At 26.2% G+C, this 16,883-nt stretch carries 17 protein-coding genes; 2 read left to right on the top strand and 15 right to left on the bottom strand.

The window, feature by feature from the left end:
- Positions 1-96: 96 nt before the first annotated feature.
- The 10 genes from AC0B4S_RS01105 to AC0B4S_RS01060 all read right to left on the bottom strand — a co-directional run bounded on the left by AC0B4S_RS01105 (position 97) and on the right by AC0B4S_RS01060 (position 9,345).
- The gene (locus tag AC0B4S_RS01105; protein ID WP_465101282.1) at positions 97-552 is read right to left on the bottom strand and encodes an MscL family protein; all 456 of its coding nucleotides are present in this window, start codon (positions 550-552) and stop codon (positions 97-99) included.
- Positions 545-1,288, bottom strand: a complete 744-nt coding sequence (locus AC0B4S_RS01100) for a pseudouridine synthase (RefSeq protein WP_465101281.1) — start codon at positions 1,286-1,288, stop codon at positions 545-547. Before AC0B4S_RS01100 ends, AC0B4S_RS01105 begins: the two co-directional genes overlap by 8 nt.
- Positions 1,288-2,361, bottom strand: a complete 1,074-nt coding sequence (locus tag AC0B4S_RS01095; RefSeq protein WP_465101280.1) for a nicotinate-nucleotide adenylyltransferase — start codon at positions 2,359-2,361, stop codon at positions 1,288-1,290. The genes AC0B4S_RS01100 and AC0B4S_RS01095 overlap by 1 nt, the downstream gene beginning before the upstream one ends.
- Positions 2,362-2,369: 8 nt before the next feature.
- The gene (locus AC0B4S_RS01090) at positions 2,370-3,611 is read right to left on the bottom strand and encodes a Y-family DNA polymerase (RefSeq protein WP_465101279.1); all 1,242 of its coding nucleotides are present in this window, start codon (positions 3,609-3,611) and stop codon (positions 2,370-2,372) included.
- Positions 3,595-4,026: an iron-sulfur cluster assembly scaffold protein gene (locus AC0B4S_RS01085; RefSeq protein WP_465101278.1), complete on the bottom strand. Its 432-nt coding sequence runs from the start codon at positions 4,024-4,026 to the stop codon at positions 3,595-3,597. Before AC0B4S_RS01085 ends, AC0B4S_RS01090 begins: the two co-directional genes overlap by 17 nt.
- Positions 4,016-5,173: an aminotransferase class V-fold PLP-dependent enzyme gene (locus AC0B4S_RS01080; RefSeq protein ID WP_465101277.1), complete on the bottom strand. Its 1,158-nt coding sequence runs from the start codon at positions 5,171-5,173 to the stop codon at positions 4,016-4,018. The genes AC0B4S_RS01085 and AC0B4S_RS01080 overlap by 11 nt, the downstream gene beginning before the upstream one ends.
- Entirely contained in the window at positions 5,173-5,601 is a 429-nt protein-coding gene (locus AC0B4S_RS01075) for a hypothetical protein (RefSeq protein WP_465101276.1), read from the bottom strand. The genes AC0B4S_RS01080 and AC0B4S_RS01075 overlap by 1 nt, the downstream gene beginning before the upstream one ends.
- A complete protein-coding gene (locus AC0B4S_RS01070) occupies positions 5,602-6,054 on the bottom strand; it encodes a transcription antitermination factor NusB (RefSeq protein ID WP_465101275.1) in 453 nt (150 codons plus the stop codon). It lies immediately after the preceding gene.
- A gap of 323 nt (positions 6,055-6,377) precedes the next feature.
- Positions 6,378-7,946 carry a hypothetical protein gene (locus AC0B4S_RS01065; protein WP_465101274.1) on the bottom strand — a complete coding sequence of 523 codons (1,569 nt, stop codon included), beginning with the start codon at positions 7,944-7,946 and terminating at the stop codon, positions 6,378-6,380.
- A gap of 478 nt (positions 7,947-8,424) precedes the next feature.
- A complete protein-coding gene (locus AC0B4S_RS01060) occupies positions 8,425-9,345 on the bottom strand; it encodes a hypothetical protein (RefSeq protein WP_465101273.1) in 921 nt (306 codons plus the stop codon).
- 702 nt (positions 9,346-10,047) lie between these two features.
- Between AC0B4S_RS01060 and dcm the strand changes: the two genes are divergently transcribed.
- Positions 10,048-11,004 carry a DNA (cytosine-5-)-methyltransferase gene (gene dcm / locus AC0B4S_RS01055; protein ID WP_465101272.1) on the top strand — a complete coding sequence of 319 codons (957 nt, stop codon included), beginning with the start codon at positions 10,048-10,050 and terminating at the stop codon, positions 11,002-11,004.
- Between the two features lies 1 nt (position 11,005).
- The gene (locus AC0B4S_RS01050) at positions 11,006-11,761 is read left to right on the top strand and encodes a PDDEXK family nuclease (protein ID WP_465101271.1); all 756 of its coding nucleotides are present in this window, start codon (positions 11,006-11,008) and stop codon (positions 11,759-11,761) included.
- A gap of 122 nt (positions 11,762-11,883) precedes the next feature.
- Here the strand turns inward: AC0B4S_RS01050 and AC0B4S_RS01045 are convergent, their stop codons facing one another.
- The 5 genes from AC0B4S_RS01045 to AC0B4S_RS01025 form a co-directional block, all read right to left on the bottom strand.
- The gene (locus AC0B4S_RS01045; RefSeq protein ID WP_465101270.1) at positions 11,884-13,209 is read right to left on the bottom strand and encodes a hypothetical protein; all 1,326 of its coding nucleotides are present in this window, start codon (positions 13,207-13,209) and stop codon (positions 11,884-11,886) included.
- A gap of 16 nt (positions 13,210-13,225) precedes the next feature.
- Positions 13,226-14,767, bottom strand: coding sequence for a hypothetical protein (locus AC0B4S_RS01040; RefSeq protein ID WP_465101269.1), 1,542 nt, complete (start codon positions 14,765-14,767; stop codon positions 13,226-13,228).
- Entirely contained in the window at positions 14,754-15,641 is an 888-nt protein-coding gene (locus AC0B4S_RS01035; RefSeq protein WP_465101884.1) for an Mbov_0399 family ICE element protein, read from the bottom strand. Before AC0B4S_RS01035 ends, AC0B4S_RS01040 begins: the two co-directional genes overlap by 14 nt.
- Positions 15,642-15,716: 75 nt before the next feature.
- Entirely contained in the window at positions 15,717-16,466 is a 750-nt protein-coding gene (locus tag AC0B4S_RS01030; RefSeq protein ID WP_465101268.1) for an IS3 family transposase, read from the bottom strand.
- Positions 16,467-16,678: 212 nt separating this feature from the next.
- Positions 16,679-16,864 carry a hypothetical protein gene (locus AC0B4S_RS01025; protein WP_465101267.1) on the bottom strand — a complete coding sequence of 62 codons (186 nt, stop codon included), beginning with the start codon at positions 16,862-16,864 and terminating at the stop codon, positions 16,679-16,681.
- Positions 16,865-16,883 lie beyond the last annotated feature (19 nt).

The following is a 16,883-nucleotide window of genomic DNA, read 5'->3' as shown; positions in this document are numbered from 1 at the left end:
TTCCTTCTAATTAAAATTGTTATATGGTTTGTTTATAATGCTTTAATTATAACACTTTATAAAATATAAAATAATACTTAGCAAAATTACTAAGTATTATTTAATTTCATTATTTGCATCATCATTCGGTGGTAAATTTTGTTTGCTTAATTTAGAATTTAATTCTTTTAATTCCGCTAAAATTTGTTCTTCAACTGTGGGAACATGTACTTTTGGTTTTTCAGGTTTTTTTGGCTTTTTAGACAAACGGTAATTTTTTATATAAAAATATAAAAATAAAATAACAAATAATAAGCCCGTAACAATAATGAAGTTAATTACTGTTCCTAAAAACTTACCAATGAACATTCCTCCAATTTTTCAGTTTTCTAATTCTTTTTTTCCAATTAATTCTGAAATAGCACTCATAATAATATCATTGGCTAAAGATGATACTACTGCATTAAATACTACCCCAGATAAAAAAGCAACAGCTAAAAAGAAAATATTTCCTTTTTTAATATAATCCATTGCATTTTTAAAGGTTTTTTTTGTTAAATGTTTTTTAATCATATTGCTCCTTTTTAAGTAACTTTTCTTCTTGCAATCTTACTAAATTTTTTAAATCTTTAATTTCTTTTAAGGTTAATTTACGATATGTGCCTAGGGGCATTTTGTCAACTGTTATGCCTGCATATTCAATACGTTTTAAATTGAGCACAGTTTTATTAACTAATTTAAATAATTCTTTAACGTGGTGATATGTGCCAACTGATAATACTACTAAATAGGATTTAGGAGTATCTGGAATTGCTAGCACATCTTGTTTACTATATTTTTTATTAATAAAAACTTCTTTATTTAATTCTTTTAATTCGTGCTTTGTTAATGATTCATTCAACCTCGCTCGATACACCCTAAAGATTTGATATTTGGGGTGTAATAATTTATTTGATAATTCTCCATCATTAGTAATTAATAAAACTCCGGTTGTATCATAATCTAAGCGTCCAACTGGAAAAACTTTATATGGGGTATCAATTAAATCAGTAACCAAAGTTCGATTAAAATTATCTTTTAATGAGCAAATAGTTTTAGGTGGTTTATTTAAAACATAATAAACTTTTTCTTCGGGCTGATTAATTGGTTTATTATCAACTAATATTTCATCATTAAATGATGCTTTATCACCAAGGTTTGCAACTATTCCATTAACTTTAATTCGTTTTTGTAAAATAAGTGATTCAGCTTCTCTGCGTGAAGCAACTCCAGATAAAGAGAGAATTTTTTGTATTCTTTGTTTTTCCATTATTTCTCCATATATTTATGATAAATTTTTAATGATTTTTCATTAAATTGAATTCCTTTAGATAAATTTCATTCATAAGTAATCTTAACTACTTTTGCAAATCCTTTATCTAAATCCTTAAAGCATAATTCACGCACTTTTTGAATACCAGCAAATTTACGCCCAGCACAAATTTTATCGGCGATAAACAAAATTTTATCTAAGATATTCATGTCTATTTTCATTTCTGTATGACAATTTATAGCCTCAATAATTTCAGAATCTTCAAGTAAATAACCATGTTTTGCTCACATTGCAGAGCAATGTTGGTGCAAGAAATGTTTGGGGACTTTTGCATATTCAGGTGCATATTCATTTAAAAAATATCGTGATTCATTTTCACTTCATTCTTTAGCAATATCGTGCATTAAACCCGCTAAATAAGCTTTTTTAGCATCGTATTTATGAGATTTAGCAAGTTCAGCTGCAAAAGTTCCACATGCAACACTATGTTTAGCACGTAATGCACTTAATGACTTATGAATAATTTTTTCTAAATATAGGCCTTTGCTTTGGATATATTTAGCTACTTTGGCATCCACTATATTTAAATAACCTTTTTTGTAATCAGTTGATGAATATTCATAAAGTGGATTATTAAGTAAAATACCACCGTATTTTTTAAGATTTATTTTATTAATTTTTTTAGTACGTTTGACACAAACTATTTGAGTTAATTTGCTAATTAACTCAATATCTTTTCATTTATCTAATTTAGGTAAGTTATCTGATCCAATAATTAAATATAATTCGTCATTTTTATATTTATTTTTTAAATATTTTACAGTATCAATTGTATAACTTACCGTATTACGCTTTATCTCAAAATCACATAGCTCCATTTTATCTTCTAAAACTAAGTTAATCATATTAAGTTTGTCAGTTGGTGAAATTGTTTTTTGTTTAAAAGGCGAATTGTAAGTTGGCACAATTAATAATTTATCTAAATTAAGCTCATTAATAACATACTTTGCAATTTCAATATGACCTTTGTGAATTGGATCAAAAGAACCACCATAAATTCCTATTTTCATGTTTACTCCTATTTTTTAAAAATTACACTGCCAAGTGGATTATCACCATAGCGATTCTTACGATTTTTAATCTTTTGATAATCAGATAAAGTATAAATTTTATTTGTTTTACTCTTATGTTTTAATTTTGAAATAATAAAATCAATTTGTGAAAGATCTTTAACATCATTAGAGAATAATGAAATTTTTTCATAGTTATTGTAACTTTCACTAAGGCCTGAAATACGAACCCCAATACCAAGAATTTCTTTATCTAAAAAGTATTTTTGATAAAGAAAATATGCTTGTTTTTTTATATCTTGGTATTTAAAAATATTAAAGTCTAATTGTTTATTTTTTGACACTCAGTTTTTTGTTGGCATCCGCACAACTAATGTAATTAAATTACCAACTTTTTCATATAGATTTAACCGATTGCTAACTTTTTGAATCATTTTGTTTAATGCATTGTAAATAATCAATTCGTCTCTAGTAGAATTTCCAAAAGTTACTTCATTACCGATTCCTTTTAATGTTTCTTCTATTGATATATCATCTTGTAAATCAATATTTAAAGCATCGTAATATTTAAAAGCGGTTGTTCCTAAAACTGATTTTAAAAGTGGATTAGATAAATCAAAAGCATAAAAATCTTTAATTTTATAAATTCCAATTTTGTTTAATTTAGTTGCAAGTTTTGCCCCAATTCCATGGAATTTAATAATATCTAAATCAAAGAGTTTTTCCTGATAATTGTCTTTATTTGTCAAACCAACTCCAAAGGGTTTGGAAATATTTGTTGTCATTTTTGCATAAAATTTATTCAAAGAAATTCCAACGGTAACAGGTATTTTAAATTTTTCTAAAACGTCACGTTGAATTTCTTTGGCAATTTTTAGAGCCATTTCATCATTATCAATTGTATCTTCCTCAAAATAAATATAACATTCATCAATTGATGCAATTTGTAATTTAGCTAAGTATTTATTACGTAAATATTCAAAAATAGCACTTGAAAGAGTATTATATAAATCATAGCGGGAAGCAACTACCGCAGTCTTTGGTTCAATATTTTTGATTTCGTAAATTTTTTGTCCAGATTTACAACCAAGCACACGCAATTCATAACTAATTGATTCAGCCACAGCGTGAACTGCATTTTTCGCTATGGCAACAGGTTTATTATTTAATTCGGGATAAATGGTTCTAATCGCACTAACGAAAAAACTGTCAAAATCGACATGAAAAATATAACTATAGCGTTTTTTCAAATTCTTCCTTAATGGCATTGGCTGTTAATAAACTACATGATAATCTACTAAGGTGTTTTTTAACATTAAAAAAGACTCATAAAGATTCTAAAGGTTTTAATTCTTCATTAGAATATTTTGAAGGCTCATTTAAAAATTTTTCATATAAGTTTATCACATTGATTATTTTTTCTTTAGATTTATTTATTAATGTTTTTAATAATATATCTGTTGAGGCTATAAAAACAGCACAACCATGGCCATCAAATTTAGCATTTGTTAAGACATTATTATCCCAAGTTAGTTTAAGCTCTAATTTATCAGAACAACTAGTTGAATAATAGGTATTTGTCCCTTCACTAACCTTAGATTTAAATAAAGGATTCTTATAATGTTCCATAATTATTTCACGTGCTTCATTTGGATTAAAAAGCATAAAAATCACCTCCATGTTCTAATTCATAAACTAATTTATCAATATCTTCATATGTATTATAAATGCCTAATGAAATTCTTAAATATGAATATTCACTATGCAAATTACGCAAGTATTGTGCACAAAAGATTCCAGAAATAGTATAGATATTTTTAGTTCCTAAATAAGTAGCAACATCTTGGGGGTTTATCCCCTTAACATTAATTAGACAAATGTAATCCCCAGGTTTTGAAAAAATTTCAATATTACTTAACTTACTTAATTTATCGTGTAAATACATTGATAAATTAAGTAATATTTCTTGAGTTTTTTGATAACCAATACTATTAAAAAACTCAAGCGATTGATCAAACATATATATACCAGCTAAATCGGGAGTACCTGGTTCAAAAGCACTGATATGCTTTTTTAATTTTCATTCTAAATCATCTTTTACCTCAGCCACACTCCCACCACCATATTTAGCAGGTGATAATTGACTTAATAAATCATCTTTAATTATTAAAAGACCAAGACCAGTAGGACCATAAAATTTATTAGTACTAAAAACAATTATGTCACAAAATTTAGTGCTAACTTGATAGTGACTAATAGCTTGTGCTGCATCATTTAAAACATAAGCACCTTTGGATTTTGCTAATTTATAAATTAAGTTTAAATCAAAATCTTTTGCGAAATTATTGGTTTCCTGGCTATATGAAACTAATTTTATATTATTATATTTTTTTAAGTCGGAAACTAAATCAATGCTCATGATTATCTTTGATTTAGTTTCCTTTGCAATTTCAATTCATGGAATAATGTTTGAGGAATGGTTGTATGCACTTAATAATATTATGTCTTGAGGTTTTAATAACCGACCAAACATCCTTGCAAACAAATTAACTGATTCAGTAGTTCCGCTTGTAAAAATCACTTCAGTTTTTTTAGCATCAACTAATTTTGCAATTTTTTCCCTAACATTGTTAATCTTTTGGTTAATAAATGAGCCAAGTGGAGTGTCGGCAGTTCTTGAAGAAATTGACTTAGAAAGATAAAATTCATTTAAAGCATTAATAGCACAAAGTGGTTTTAAAACTAGTGCTGCGCTATCAAAATATGTTAACTCTTTCAAGATAGGAAATTGATCACGAATATCTTGATTCATTATAAAGTATTCCTTAAAATGATTCTAAGCTGTGTATTATAATTATCTAATTCTTTAATTTGATTTAAAAAAGCATAGTAAAAAATACGTTTTTGGTGGTTAAACTCAATTAAATTTCGTTTGGATGATAAATCAACTTCAGTTTCAATTCTACCTCATAATAAGTTATTATTACCAACTTGATGGTAAATATAAAAACATAAAAAATTATGTAAAATCTCTTTATCCATATTTTGGGTAATATATTTCTCAAAAAGTCAATAAAGGTGATTGATAAAACCATTAAGTTTAAAATGCACCTTAGGATGCAAATCAAACGTTACATTTTTTACAGCTGAGTTAAAGATTTTTAAATCAATAAAGGCTTGGATGATATTACAAAGTCGTTTTTTTAATCTTTGAAAATAAATCAACTGAATTAAATTCATTTATTTAGAAACAGATTCAAGTTTAATTAAGAATTTATAAAAATTTTCTAATAAACCATTAACAAATTTATAAATTCTATTTTCAAGCAATTCTTTGCCATTTTTTTCAGGCATACTAAAAAACAACTTTGTAATAATAACAGCTTCACTAATCACAATCTTTGGATCTAAACTTCAAAACTCATTTGCTCCGCTAATTAAAATAGCTTTAACTAACGGGCTAATTCTATCTCACTCTCACTCTAAATTAATTAACTTTTTATAAACATCAATGATAAAGTGGTATCTTTCTTGAATTTCATGCAATTTAGTAATTTGCTGCAACGTTAATTTTTGGTTATTTTGGGCGATTAACTTTGCATCTATATTTTGTTCTAAAAGCTCGCAAGTATAAATTTCTGAAATAACTTCAATTCTTTGCTCTCGCATACTTTTTTGTTTCGTACGTTTCAATATTCCTCCCTGTTATTATTAAATATATAATATATATTATATATTAAACTTTATATATTAATAAAAAAAGTAGTATCACTAAGCCCAGGCACAAAGCTAACATTTTTACAGTGTAAAAATGTCTAAATTTATACCCTTTAGTTAATCAAAGTGGTTTTAGTTAACTAAAGGTGTAAATATATTATTTGACATTAGTAAACTATTTTGTATTAGCTTTGCCATGCAACTATCTTAATATATTTTTACATTATTTTATTATTTTTCGTTAAAACAGTGAGTATCAAGAAAAATACAAGCATAAGAGATCTTATGCTTGTATTATATTATTGAGTAATCATTTCAACTTTACCTTTAGAAGTTTTAAAAGTAAGAGGTTTGTTTAGGAAATTATGATTATCTGGATCTTTATAAAGTCCAATTAGTGTAAAAGTTCCTGAGAAATCATTTCTCCCAGCTGTTCATGGGGTTGTAGTGGATAATTGAAATGTCACTTTACCATTTTGTTCACTTATTTTCTTGTCAGTATGGTTGGGAGCTCATGCATTGGCCTTATCTTTGTATACCTCTGAATTTGAACCTTCATAACCTTTTATAATATATGCAGTTCATCACCTTCCACGAACTTCCTTATCATACATAGATTTATCAGATACTATTTCGAATAATACATAGGAATCAGCAGTTGAATCTACTTTTATAGTAACACTGTCAAATTTTCTTTCCTGTGCGGGAGGAGTTTCACTTGTAGATCCAGCATCAGAACTACCTTGAGCTGTGCTAGTAGATTCTCGTTTTGTTGTTTCGCTATTGCCTGATGTTCCATTATTCTCAGTGCCTGGTGTAGTGGTAGTACCTTCAGTGGAAGCGCCACTGCCTGGGTTTTGGGCATCTTGCTGTTGACTATCTTGTACATTAGAATCAGTTGTTCCATCATTTTCTGAATTTTTACTGTCATCTCCTTCAGTTTTAGTAGAATCTTGGCCCCCTATTGCACTATTTCTAGGGGGGATAGGTTCTTCACTCTTTGGTTGTTCATCTGTATCGCCATCTTTAGGAGATATTGTTTCTTGTTCATCAGCTTTTTCCAGGTTGTCTGTACCGTTTGATACATTATCATTACCAGTGTTTGGTTTTTCTCCTTCTGGATGCTTCGTGACAGTTTTAGGATCTTCTGTTACTGGTTCTTTTGTTGCTGAGTCATTTGCCCCTGGGTTAGAAGGTGTATTATCTTGTTTTGGAGGTTCTTGTATACCATTACCATTACCTGGCACTGTAGTTGGATCTTTTGGAGCAGGGTCTTGTCCTGGTTGATCACTATCATTTGGTGGATTAGGTATAGTATTACCTGGGTTTTGATTGTTATCTCCGCCAGGAGTACTTGGATTTTCACTTACTGGATCTTTTGGCTCGGAGTTGCTAGTTCCTGGATTCGATGGTTCATTTTCTTCTCTTGGTGGATTAGGATTTACTGGCTCTTCTTGTTCTCTATTTTCAGTAGGTGGGTTTATAGTTACTACATCGTTTAATGTTGTAAATGGACGTTTGACATTAAATAATGTGTCATTGTTTACCTTAATGGTATCTAATAAGTAAGTAGTTCCTTTAGTTAGTCCACTAATAGTAATTTTATATTCATTATCAGCTGGTTTGTTTAAACTTGAAACTGTAAAATTATGAGTTGTATCATTAATTTTTACATTAAGTTGGTCTGTTCCTTGTAGACCAGTAATTTTAGTGGTAAATTGAGCACTAGTTTGAGTTACTGTAATTGAACTAACATTTTGAATAGTCAATTGTCTTTTCTGGGGCTGAGGTGCTGCACACGAAACAGCTGTAACAGCGGAAATAGTAACTAAGTTAGTTGTTACTAATAAAAATTTACGTAATTTCATAACGTATTTTCCTTTCATATAAATATATTTATATAATAATTAATTTGTCTAAAATCAAATTAATAGATTTGTTAATCTACTTTAATTTTAATATATATATATATATATATGAATAAAGTTAAAAAACTTGACAGTGTTAGAAATATTCACGATAATTAATTTTTATTTGTATTTTTAAAATTTAGTGATATAATTTAGTTCTTAAATTTTTTAATCATAAATATCTTTAAAGTGAGATTGAAAGAATCTCACTTTTTCATAGCATTTTTTTAGCTTTTTAAAACATATACAAAAAAACATATTCAATTAACAAGGTATAGAAAAAAACAGAAAATAATTAATATAAACTTTATAAGCAAAATAGTATTAACTTATTTTTATAATTTAAAAATATTAAAGTGTGACGTTAGAACATTTTGATTAAAAATCAAACTAAAATCATCTGGATTATTTCAACCCAGATGATTTTTATATAAATTTAATTAAATTTCTTTTCAAATTCTTCTTTAAACCATTTTTCTAGTCTTTGACTGTATGATCCGTAAGTTTCATAATCATTCCTATATATGTTGTGATATTTAACATTTTTAGATTTTTTTATTATGTAAACTTCTCACCAAAGTGCTGGATCAGGGTTATATACCGCTGGTCTAATTAAATAACCATTATCATATTTGCGGAAATCACGAATATAATTTATTGTAACTTCATTTTCATCATATGTTGGAATTAAATATCCATCATAAAGGTCATGCTTAGTTTTACTCGTTTCATGTATATAAATATTATTATCTTTTAACAGTTCGTAAACATCATTATTATCTAAGTACAGCTCTTCAAATAATTTTTTTACTTGGGAATCTTGGCTAAAATCTTTATACGGATTTAGTTCTTTAAATCTATTAATTATATATTTATCAAATTCTTCTTGTGTTGTTATTTTAAGTGGTCCAAAACGTCATGGTTTTGATTCATTTATCTCAGAAAGTTGCTCATAACTTTCATTAAAGAATGTTATATTAAAGGTATCAATCCGTTTACCATCTTCACCTTGCCAACGATAAATATTTACTTGTTTACCGTTTCGTCAAGTTCAAGATTGTGGAACAAAAATATTTATTTTTGTGAAATCTTTGTATTTATTATAAATATTTTGGTACATATTTTGAACTTTCTCAAATGCTATAGGTTCATGAGCAGGATCAACATCTAATATTTCATAGTCACGGCGAATTTCTCAAGGTTCTTTTTCTATTAATGATGGATTCTCTTGTTCATATAGGGGTACTGGTTTAGGAGTTGGATCTGGTTTTGAAGGCTCGGGTGGGCTTGTATGTGTACAGGAAAAAGCAATAAGTGGAGTTAATAAAGATCCAATCAATAATATTTTTTTATTCATTTTCATTCCTTACTACATGTGTTACAACTAGTCATATAACCAGTTTTTTAAATTTTAATTTTTTCATAATATCTCCCTAAATATTTTATGTATACAGTTTAGCGATTAATATAAGCATTTTAATTAAAAGATAAAGTTTTTTTTGATTCGCTTATAATAATTATACACTATATAATTTCTTGGATATATTAAATTCATAAAATCTACTGAATACAAGAATTATAAAAGTTAAATGATAATAAGTTGTCTCTTGTTAATTAAAATTCTTTAATATTTGTTATATCAAGCTAATGGTAATATTTTTTAGAACTCTTTATTTAATAATTATTTATCAGTTTGTTTTTTATATAAGATTGCTTATAGAGTTACAAAATAACAAATTCATATGTTTAAATTTATAGACAACCGCATAATTTTAACCAATTAACATAGTCCAATTTATGCGGTTGTCTATAAATTTTCTATATCATTATAATTACTAAAATGTTAAATTTTCTGTCCGTTTGGTTATTGGAAATATACACTATTTAATAATTTCTATCCATATTCTGTAAAAAATTAAGTTATAATTTTAGTGTAACATCTTGCGTGCGTGCGTATTATGCGTACATGTATGTGTGCTCCGGCACACGCACACACAAAGATACTTGTGCGATCCTTTTATTGAAAATGGGATCTTTATGAAGAAAGGTTTTATATTTTATGGATTTTTTTGATTTTTGTTCTGGAATTGGTGCTGGTAGAATTGGGCTAGAAAATAATGGGTTAAATTGCGTTGGGCATGCTGAAATTGACAAAAAAGCTTCGAAGACATATGAAATTCTTTTTAACGATCAAAAAAATTATGGTGATATAATGAAAATTGATATCAACACCCTCCCTATTTTCGACTTTATGATTGCTGGTTTTCCTTGCCAAACTTTTTCGATTGCTGGTAAAAGAGAAGGATTTGAAGATGAAAGAGGAAAAATAATTTTTACATTAGTTGAAATATTGAGTAAAAGGAGAGTAAAATATTTTATACTTGAGAATGTAAAAGGATTGCTTAGCATCGATAAAGGCCAAACTTTTGAAACCATAAAGAAAATGTTATCTGACGCAGGATATAAAATTTATTATAAGGTATTAAATAGTATAAATTTTGGTGTTCCTCAATCTAGAGAAAGAGTATACATTGTTGGTTTTAGAAACGATTTAAATATTGATGATTTTGTTTTTCCAAAAGAAAATGATTATTTTTATGATATAGATAAATTTATTGATAAAAATAATAAAGAAGAGTTAGAAATTACAAATAAGACTTTTTTAAAATATTTATCAAACAAATATAATCAAAACAAAGATAACATTATAGATTTAATAAAAATGGAGAATTATATTTTGGATTATAGACAATCTGATTTACGTAAGTATCATAACTTTTTCCCTACACTTAGGAAAGGGAGACACGGGTTGCTTTATGTTAAAAATGGTAAGATAAAAAAATTAAATGGGTTTGAAGCATTAGCACTGCAGGGATTTCCTAAAGATAAAATAAAGATATTGAAAAATAACGATTGAGTAAAGAATAACGATTTACTTTCTCAAGCGGGTAATGCAATGACGGTTAATGTTATCGAAATGATAGCTAAAAAAATGTTAGAAAAAATCAAGGAGTAATATGGATAAAAAAATATTAGGATCTAAAATTGCTAAAAACGGTTTTAAAAATGAAGATCATATAGCAGAAAAATTCAATCTCTGAGAGCAAGATGAAGAAGCAAAAGAATGACTCATTATAATGGGATACGATTTAAATGCGATTGAATACGTCAAGGCAAAAGTATTGAAGGGGGGATTCAAAACAGATGTTAATGTTCGAATACAAATTAAATTAAAAGATGTATTTGATATCCAAAATATACAAGTAAAACTAGTAAGTCAAAAACAAGGATATAATCAAGTTGACAAAAGATGATTAAAAAAATACAAAGAAATGTGAAGTATGCCAGAGATTGTTTTTAATTATCTTCAATATTTTACTGGAGAAAAAGAACCTTATAAAAAATGGACAAGAAATGATCAAAGAATGTTTATTTCTGAATTTGAAGATGATAAAATAGAAAAAATAATCGATTGATTTGATAAAAATAAATTAATTATTATAACTGATATCATAAAAGGAAGGGGGGAATTTCATGCTGAATGAGTTTTGGTTGCCCAAAAACTAAATCAAAATAGTCGCTGAATTTTGAAAAATGTAAATGAAGTAATTGACTTTTACTTCAATAAAGGACTAGTGAAAATTTCAAAAGAAGGTTCAATTAATATAGGAAGGGTTACTATCCAAAGAAAAGGTGGTGACAACGGCAGAAAAACTGCTTCCCAGTTACAATTTAAATTAAACCCAGCTGAATTGTTTGAACTTGATGAATAAATTATTTATTAAAATGGTAGCATAGATAATTTTGTGTAAATTCTCTTTTGCTAACAAAAAATGTTAAAGACTAAAAAAACAAACACACTCTATAAATCAAGATCATAGAGTGTGTTTGTTTTTTAAATTGGTCTTGCAAGTTTTTCTTTAACTAATTGCCTTAAAGTTTTGTTTGTTTCTTTTTCCACTTGTTTAGTTATAAACATATCTGTTATTTTTTGCTCCATAAAAAAAACATAATTTTTTAAAAAATTATCAGCATGATCATTTGAGGAAATTGATTGAAAATCTTCAAAAGTTGATCAATTGGAAATAGTTTGTATAAACGATCAAATGATAGCAAAGTCATCAAAAAATGTATCCATAACATAGTGGAAAATTGAATCTTTATTTAATAAGAAATCACCCATTTCTTTTACCAGTTCAAAATGATCTTCATTTAAATCAAAAAATTCTTTTCTAATATTTTTTATTTTAGTTATTTCATTCTGATCATGTTTTAAATCTTGATTTATTAAAGAAAGTAATTTCCCAACGATACTAACAATATTATCTGAAATTTGAATACCAATAACTTGTTTCGAATCATTTTCTGGAAAAATATTTTTTATATTCGAATTTTTAAAAATATTTTTATTTATTCCATTATCTAAATATAAATCATATTCATAAATCTCCCCTTTATAAGTTTTTTCAGTAATTCGCAAATCTAATGCTCAATCAAATAGTGATGAATTTAAATTAAATTCAATATCTTTCTGTTTAATTTGCGGTTTAAATGATTTAAGTGCATACTCCATTTGTTTAGTTAGTTGTGACAATGTTTCGTTCTGACCCATAGTTCTTGCGTTGCGTAAGTTTCTTTCAATAAAAGCATTTATGTCATATATTAATGCCTTTATGATTTCTTCCGCGTCTTTCGTCTTATCTACAAGAATTTTTCAAAACTCTTCTGAAGCATCATTGTTTATAAATTTGGTTACTGAATACTTAAACAAATATGCAGGCAAAATATCTTTCTCATCACAATAATAAATGAAATCACTAATTCTTTCCGATACTATAGATGATACCTTACTCACCATAAACAATATATTCTCAATTTTATTTTTATTAAGTAATTTAAATAACTTTATGTAAAAATTTAGATTTGAGTTTTTTAAAGAAGCTATACCATTACGAAAATTCTTGCCCTTTAGTATATTTTGCCCTTTTAGTTCACTTTTATTTTTAAGCTGGTGATTTTGTTTTAAAAAATCATCAACAATCTTTAAATATTCTTTCTCAATATTTTTTACTTTATCTTCTGGTATCATTAGAATGTTTCCTACGTAAGAAGTCATTCTGTCATCAGCGTATTTAATTTTGTTTTTATATGAAAAAGGAACGCTAATGTTAAGTCTTTCTTGAGTGCCTTTTTCATCCATATATAAATTAATTTTTTTCATAAATTCCTTTCTTAAATTATTTAACCCTTTGTTTATTCATAAACTTAGGAAGTTTTACACCTAATTTTCAACCTCATTTTTTAGCTAAAATTTTAGCTACAAAAATTAATAAAATTAAAGATGCTACAATCCCTAAACCTAAAAAGCTATATCCCACTATTCTTTTTGTTTGTCTAGCTTTTTCTTCATCAGTCTTGTTTGTTACGGGTTTATTACTTTTATTATTTTCTATATCTTTTTCGATTGTTTTCTCTATATCTTTTTCATTAATTTTTGGATTATCATTAATATTAATTATTGTTTCTGGTTTTTTATCAATTGGTAATCCTGTTTCATTAAACTCATTACTTTTTGCTTTTGAATAGTAATTAGCTATACCACCATATCCATAATTAAATGATTTTTGTTTGATCGGTAAGATTATAAAACTCTTATAAAAAACTATGTTTTCTAAAAGTTTATCATTTAGACTTTCTAAAATAGTTTCTTTATGTTTATTTAACTTATTTATTTCTTCTATTTTAGTTGGCGCAAATGGTATTAATAAAGATTTCTCCTTATCAATAAATTTGTTGTTTTCTATTCATTCTTTTGCTTCTTTTATTTTTAATTTGAGTGATTCACTTTTAAGTTCCGTGTTTTCGAAATCAATTAATAAATCTAATCAATAAATAAAGCTATTATTTCCAAATATTAAGTAATCTTGATATTCTCTTAAGTTAATCTCATTCGCTGTTTCATTAATGAATTTAATTGCTTTGTCTTTAACATCAAAAAGCCTATCTTCATTTAAAGATTTTTGTTTACTTAGTAATAAGCTTGTTAAATCATTTAAATTAACAATATCATTCTTTCCTACATTTCTAAACACAATCTCTTTATTATTTAAAATATTGGCATTTTTACCAATTAAATTTAAATAAACATCACTATTATTATTTTTCAATTTAGCTATGACAGTATCTAAATTGCTTATTTCTATATCTTTATTTAAATTGATTTTTATCGGAGATTTAACATTATATTCTTTTAAATAATCTACTATTACTTTAATAATAGCTTCTTTTATTTTAGTTTCATACACTCTATCTACTAATTCTTCATCAACTCCAGCATCAATTTCAAGTTCTTTTCTAACTTCTTTTTTAGCAATATTTATAACGTTATTAAAATTAAGTCCATTAAATATGTCTTTAATATCTATTGGTGGGTAAATAATTTGATTTGCGTGATTATCATACTCAAATCTTGAACTAGAATTTCTATATTTTCCTATTCCTCTAATATTAATATTTTTTGTTAAATAGTCTTCTTGACCTTCTTGCTCAATTTCGACCATTCCGGCCTCTTCTATAAATAATTCAGTACTTCTTGAACTTGTAAATTCTTCTATATAATAATCTTTATCATAAATAAGAGGTTTCATTTTATTTGAATTAGTATATTTATCAATTTCTTTAATAACAAAGGATTTAACTTTTTCTATAATTAAGTCTTTTTGTTCTTTAACTAAACCATTTAATGATAGCCTTTTTCAATTACTTTTATTTATTTCCAAAAATATTATGGCTCAAAGCTTCATTATAATCTTTTATAGCATATAAATTACTATTAATAAATTCTAAATAATATTTCCTAATATCATCATAATTTAATTTAGTTGCTGTTTCTCTAAATAATCCTTTATTATCTATAAGATATGTCAAGAATGAATTTGCTAATAAATTATTTTTAATATCTCAAAAATTAAAAATAAAATCAGATAAACCAACTTTTGAGTCAAGACCCTCTAAATTAATTTTAATGTTTTTGTTTTTAATTTCTTCTAAGAAATAACTATTTGGTTTGTTGTCCTTATCAACTAGTATAAGTTGTATGTTGCTTATATTACTTTCGGAGTTCGCTATAATAACATATATCCCTTCATTAAACATATAAGATGCCTGACTTTGGCCTTTTGATGCATCAATTTCATTAATTTCAGGTGTTTCAAGATTATTATATGTTTCACCTTCTTTTGATAATAATTTAATAACAAAATAATTTTCAACTCTATCATAATTATTTGCAAATAAATTCCTTAAAGCTCCTTTACCTAAAACGCTAGCTTCCGCAATAACTCCATATTTAAAATTAATATCTAATTTTGGATATAAAAAATGCATTCTTTCTAATACTGCATCTGAAAAAAGGGAGTTATCAATATAAACAATTTCTTTTTTTGTTCCAGTATTTACATCAATATAAAGATCATATTTTGGATTTGGAATAGGGTTACCATCTTTATCTGAAATAGTCCCTTTTTCATTATAAAGATATTTGCTGATTAAATCTTTATGATCCTTATTGTTTTCAGGGTCTCATGCATAAAATTTAATTTTTTGATTTAAATCAAAAGAATTAATTACTAGCACAACTTTAAACTGGGAAATTTTTTTCGGACGGTTTTACCTTCCCAAAGCATACCATTTGGCTAAGCCAAACGGAATGCTTTGGGAAGGTTTTTTTTATCTTATTCTTTTATAATTATATCAGTTTATAAATTCTTTGATTTTTTGTGATAATTCAATAAAAGTAAGTCTTTTACAGGTTTGATCAAAATTTGGGAAAATTTCACTTTTAAGAATTGAAAAGAAATACTCAATTTCACGATTGTCAAGACTATTACCAATTCTTGACATTGATATTTTACCTTTTAGTGATTTTATTTTTTTAGTATATTCAAGCGAAGAATAAGCAGTTCCATGGTCAGAATGTAAAATAAAATTATTTTTGAATTTTGTATTGGTGATATTATTCAAAATTAGTTCAGTATCATTTCTAAGTGATAATTCATAGGTCACAAACTTAGTTTTATGATCAATAATTGCAGATAAATAAATATGATTCTGTTCAATATCTTTTGGTGCTGGTATATAGGTCACGTCTGTTGCATATATATTATTGTTGATTGAATTATAATCTCGTTTTACTAAATCAGGCACTTTAACACAAGTATTTTTAGATTCTTTGTTTTTACGTTTTTGTCTAACAAATGTTTTTAAATTAAGTTTTTTCATATAATTCCCAAGGGTTCTAGGATTTATTTGAATATTATATTCTTGGAAAATATATTTAGCAAGTCTTCTTCGTCCATACCTTTCTTTATTTTCGACAAAACTTTTAAAAATTATTTCTTTGTGTTTGACATTTATCTCTTTAGGTTTGTTGTTATCTTTCAATTTCTCATAATATGTAGATCTTGAAACACATATCATTTTAGATTTTTTAGTATGTGAAAGATTCTTGATTTTCTTTATCTTTGAGATATCTGCATCAATATTATTTTCATTAAAAATTCGATAGTAGTATTTTATAACTGCATCTTTTTCATCATCTTTAAGAGTATCAATTCATGTATAATCGAGAACTTTCTTTTTCTTTCTCCCAACACCTTTATCTTTCTTAGGTGATTTACCACTTTGTGATTCTATGTCATATTTAAATTATACAGTTTTCTTTTCTTTAAAATATTTCTCATTGATTCTTTATTTCAGTATACTTTTCTGATATCAAAACATAAATTTTCAAATTCTGCCTTCGTTATTCTCAAATTCAAATATTTATCGTATAAATCGAATATTTTGACCCATTCCTTAGTCTTTAAATGTCTCATAACTACCTCTCTTTCTTTA

It is taken from the genome of Mycoplasma sp. 6934, assembly GCF_055523595.1.
The sequence above is the reverse complement of the archived record's forward strand: the minus strand, read 5'-3'. Positions and strand labels throughout refer to the sequence as shown.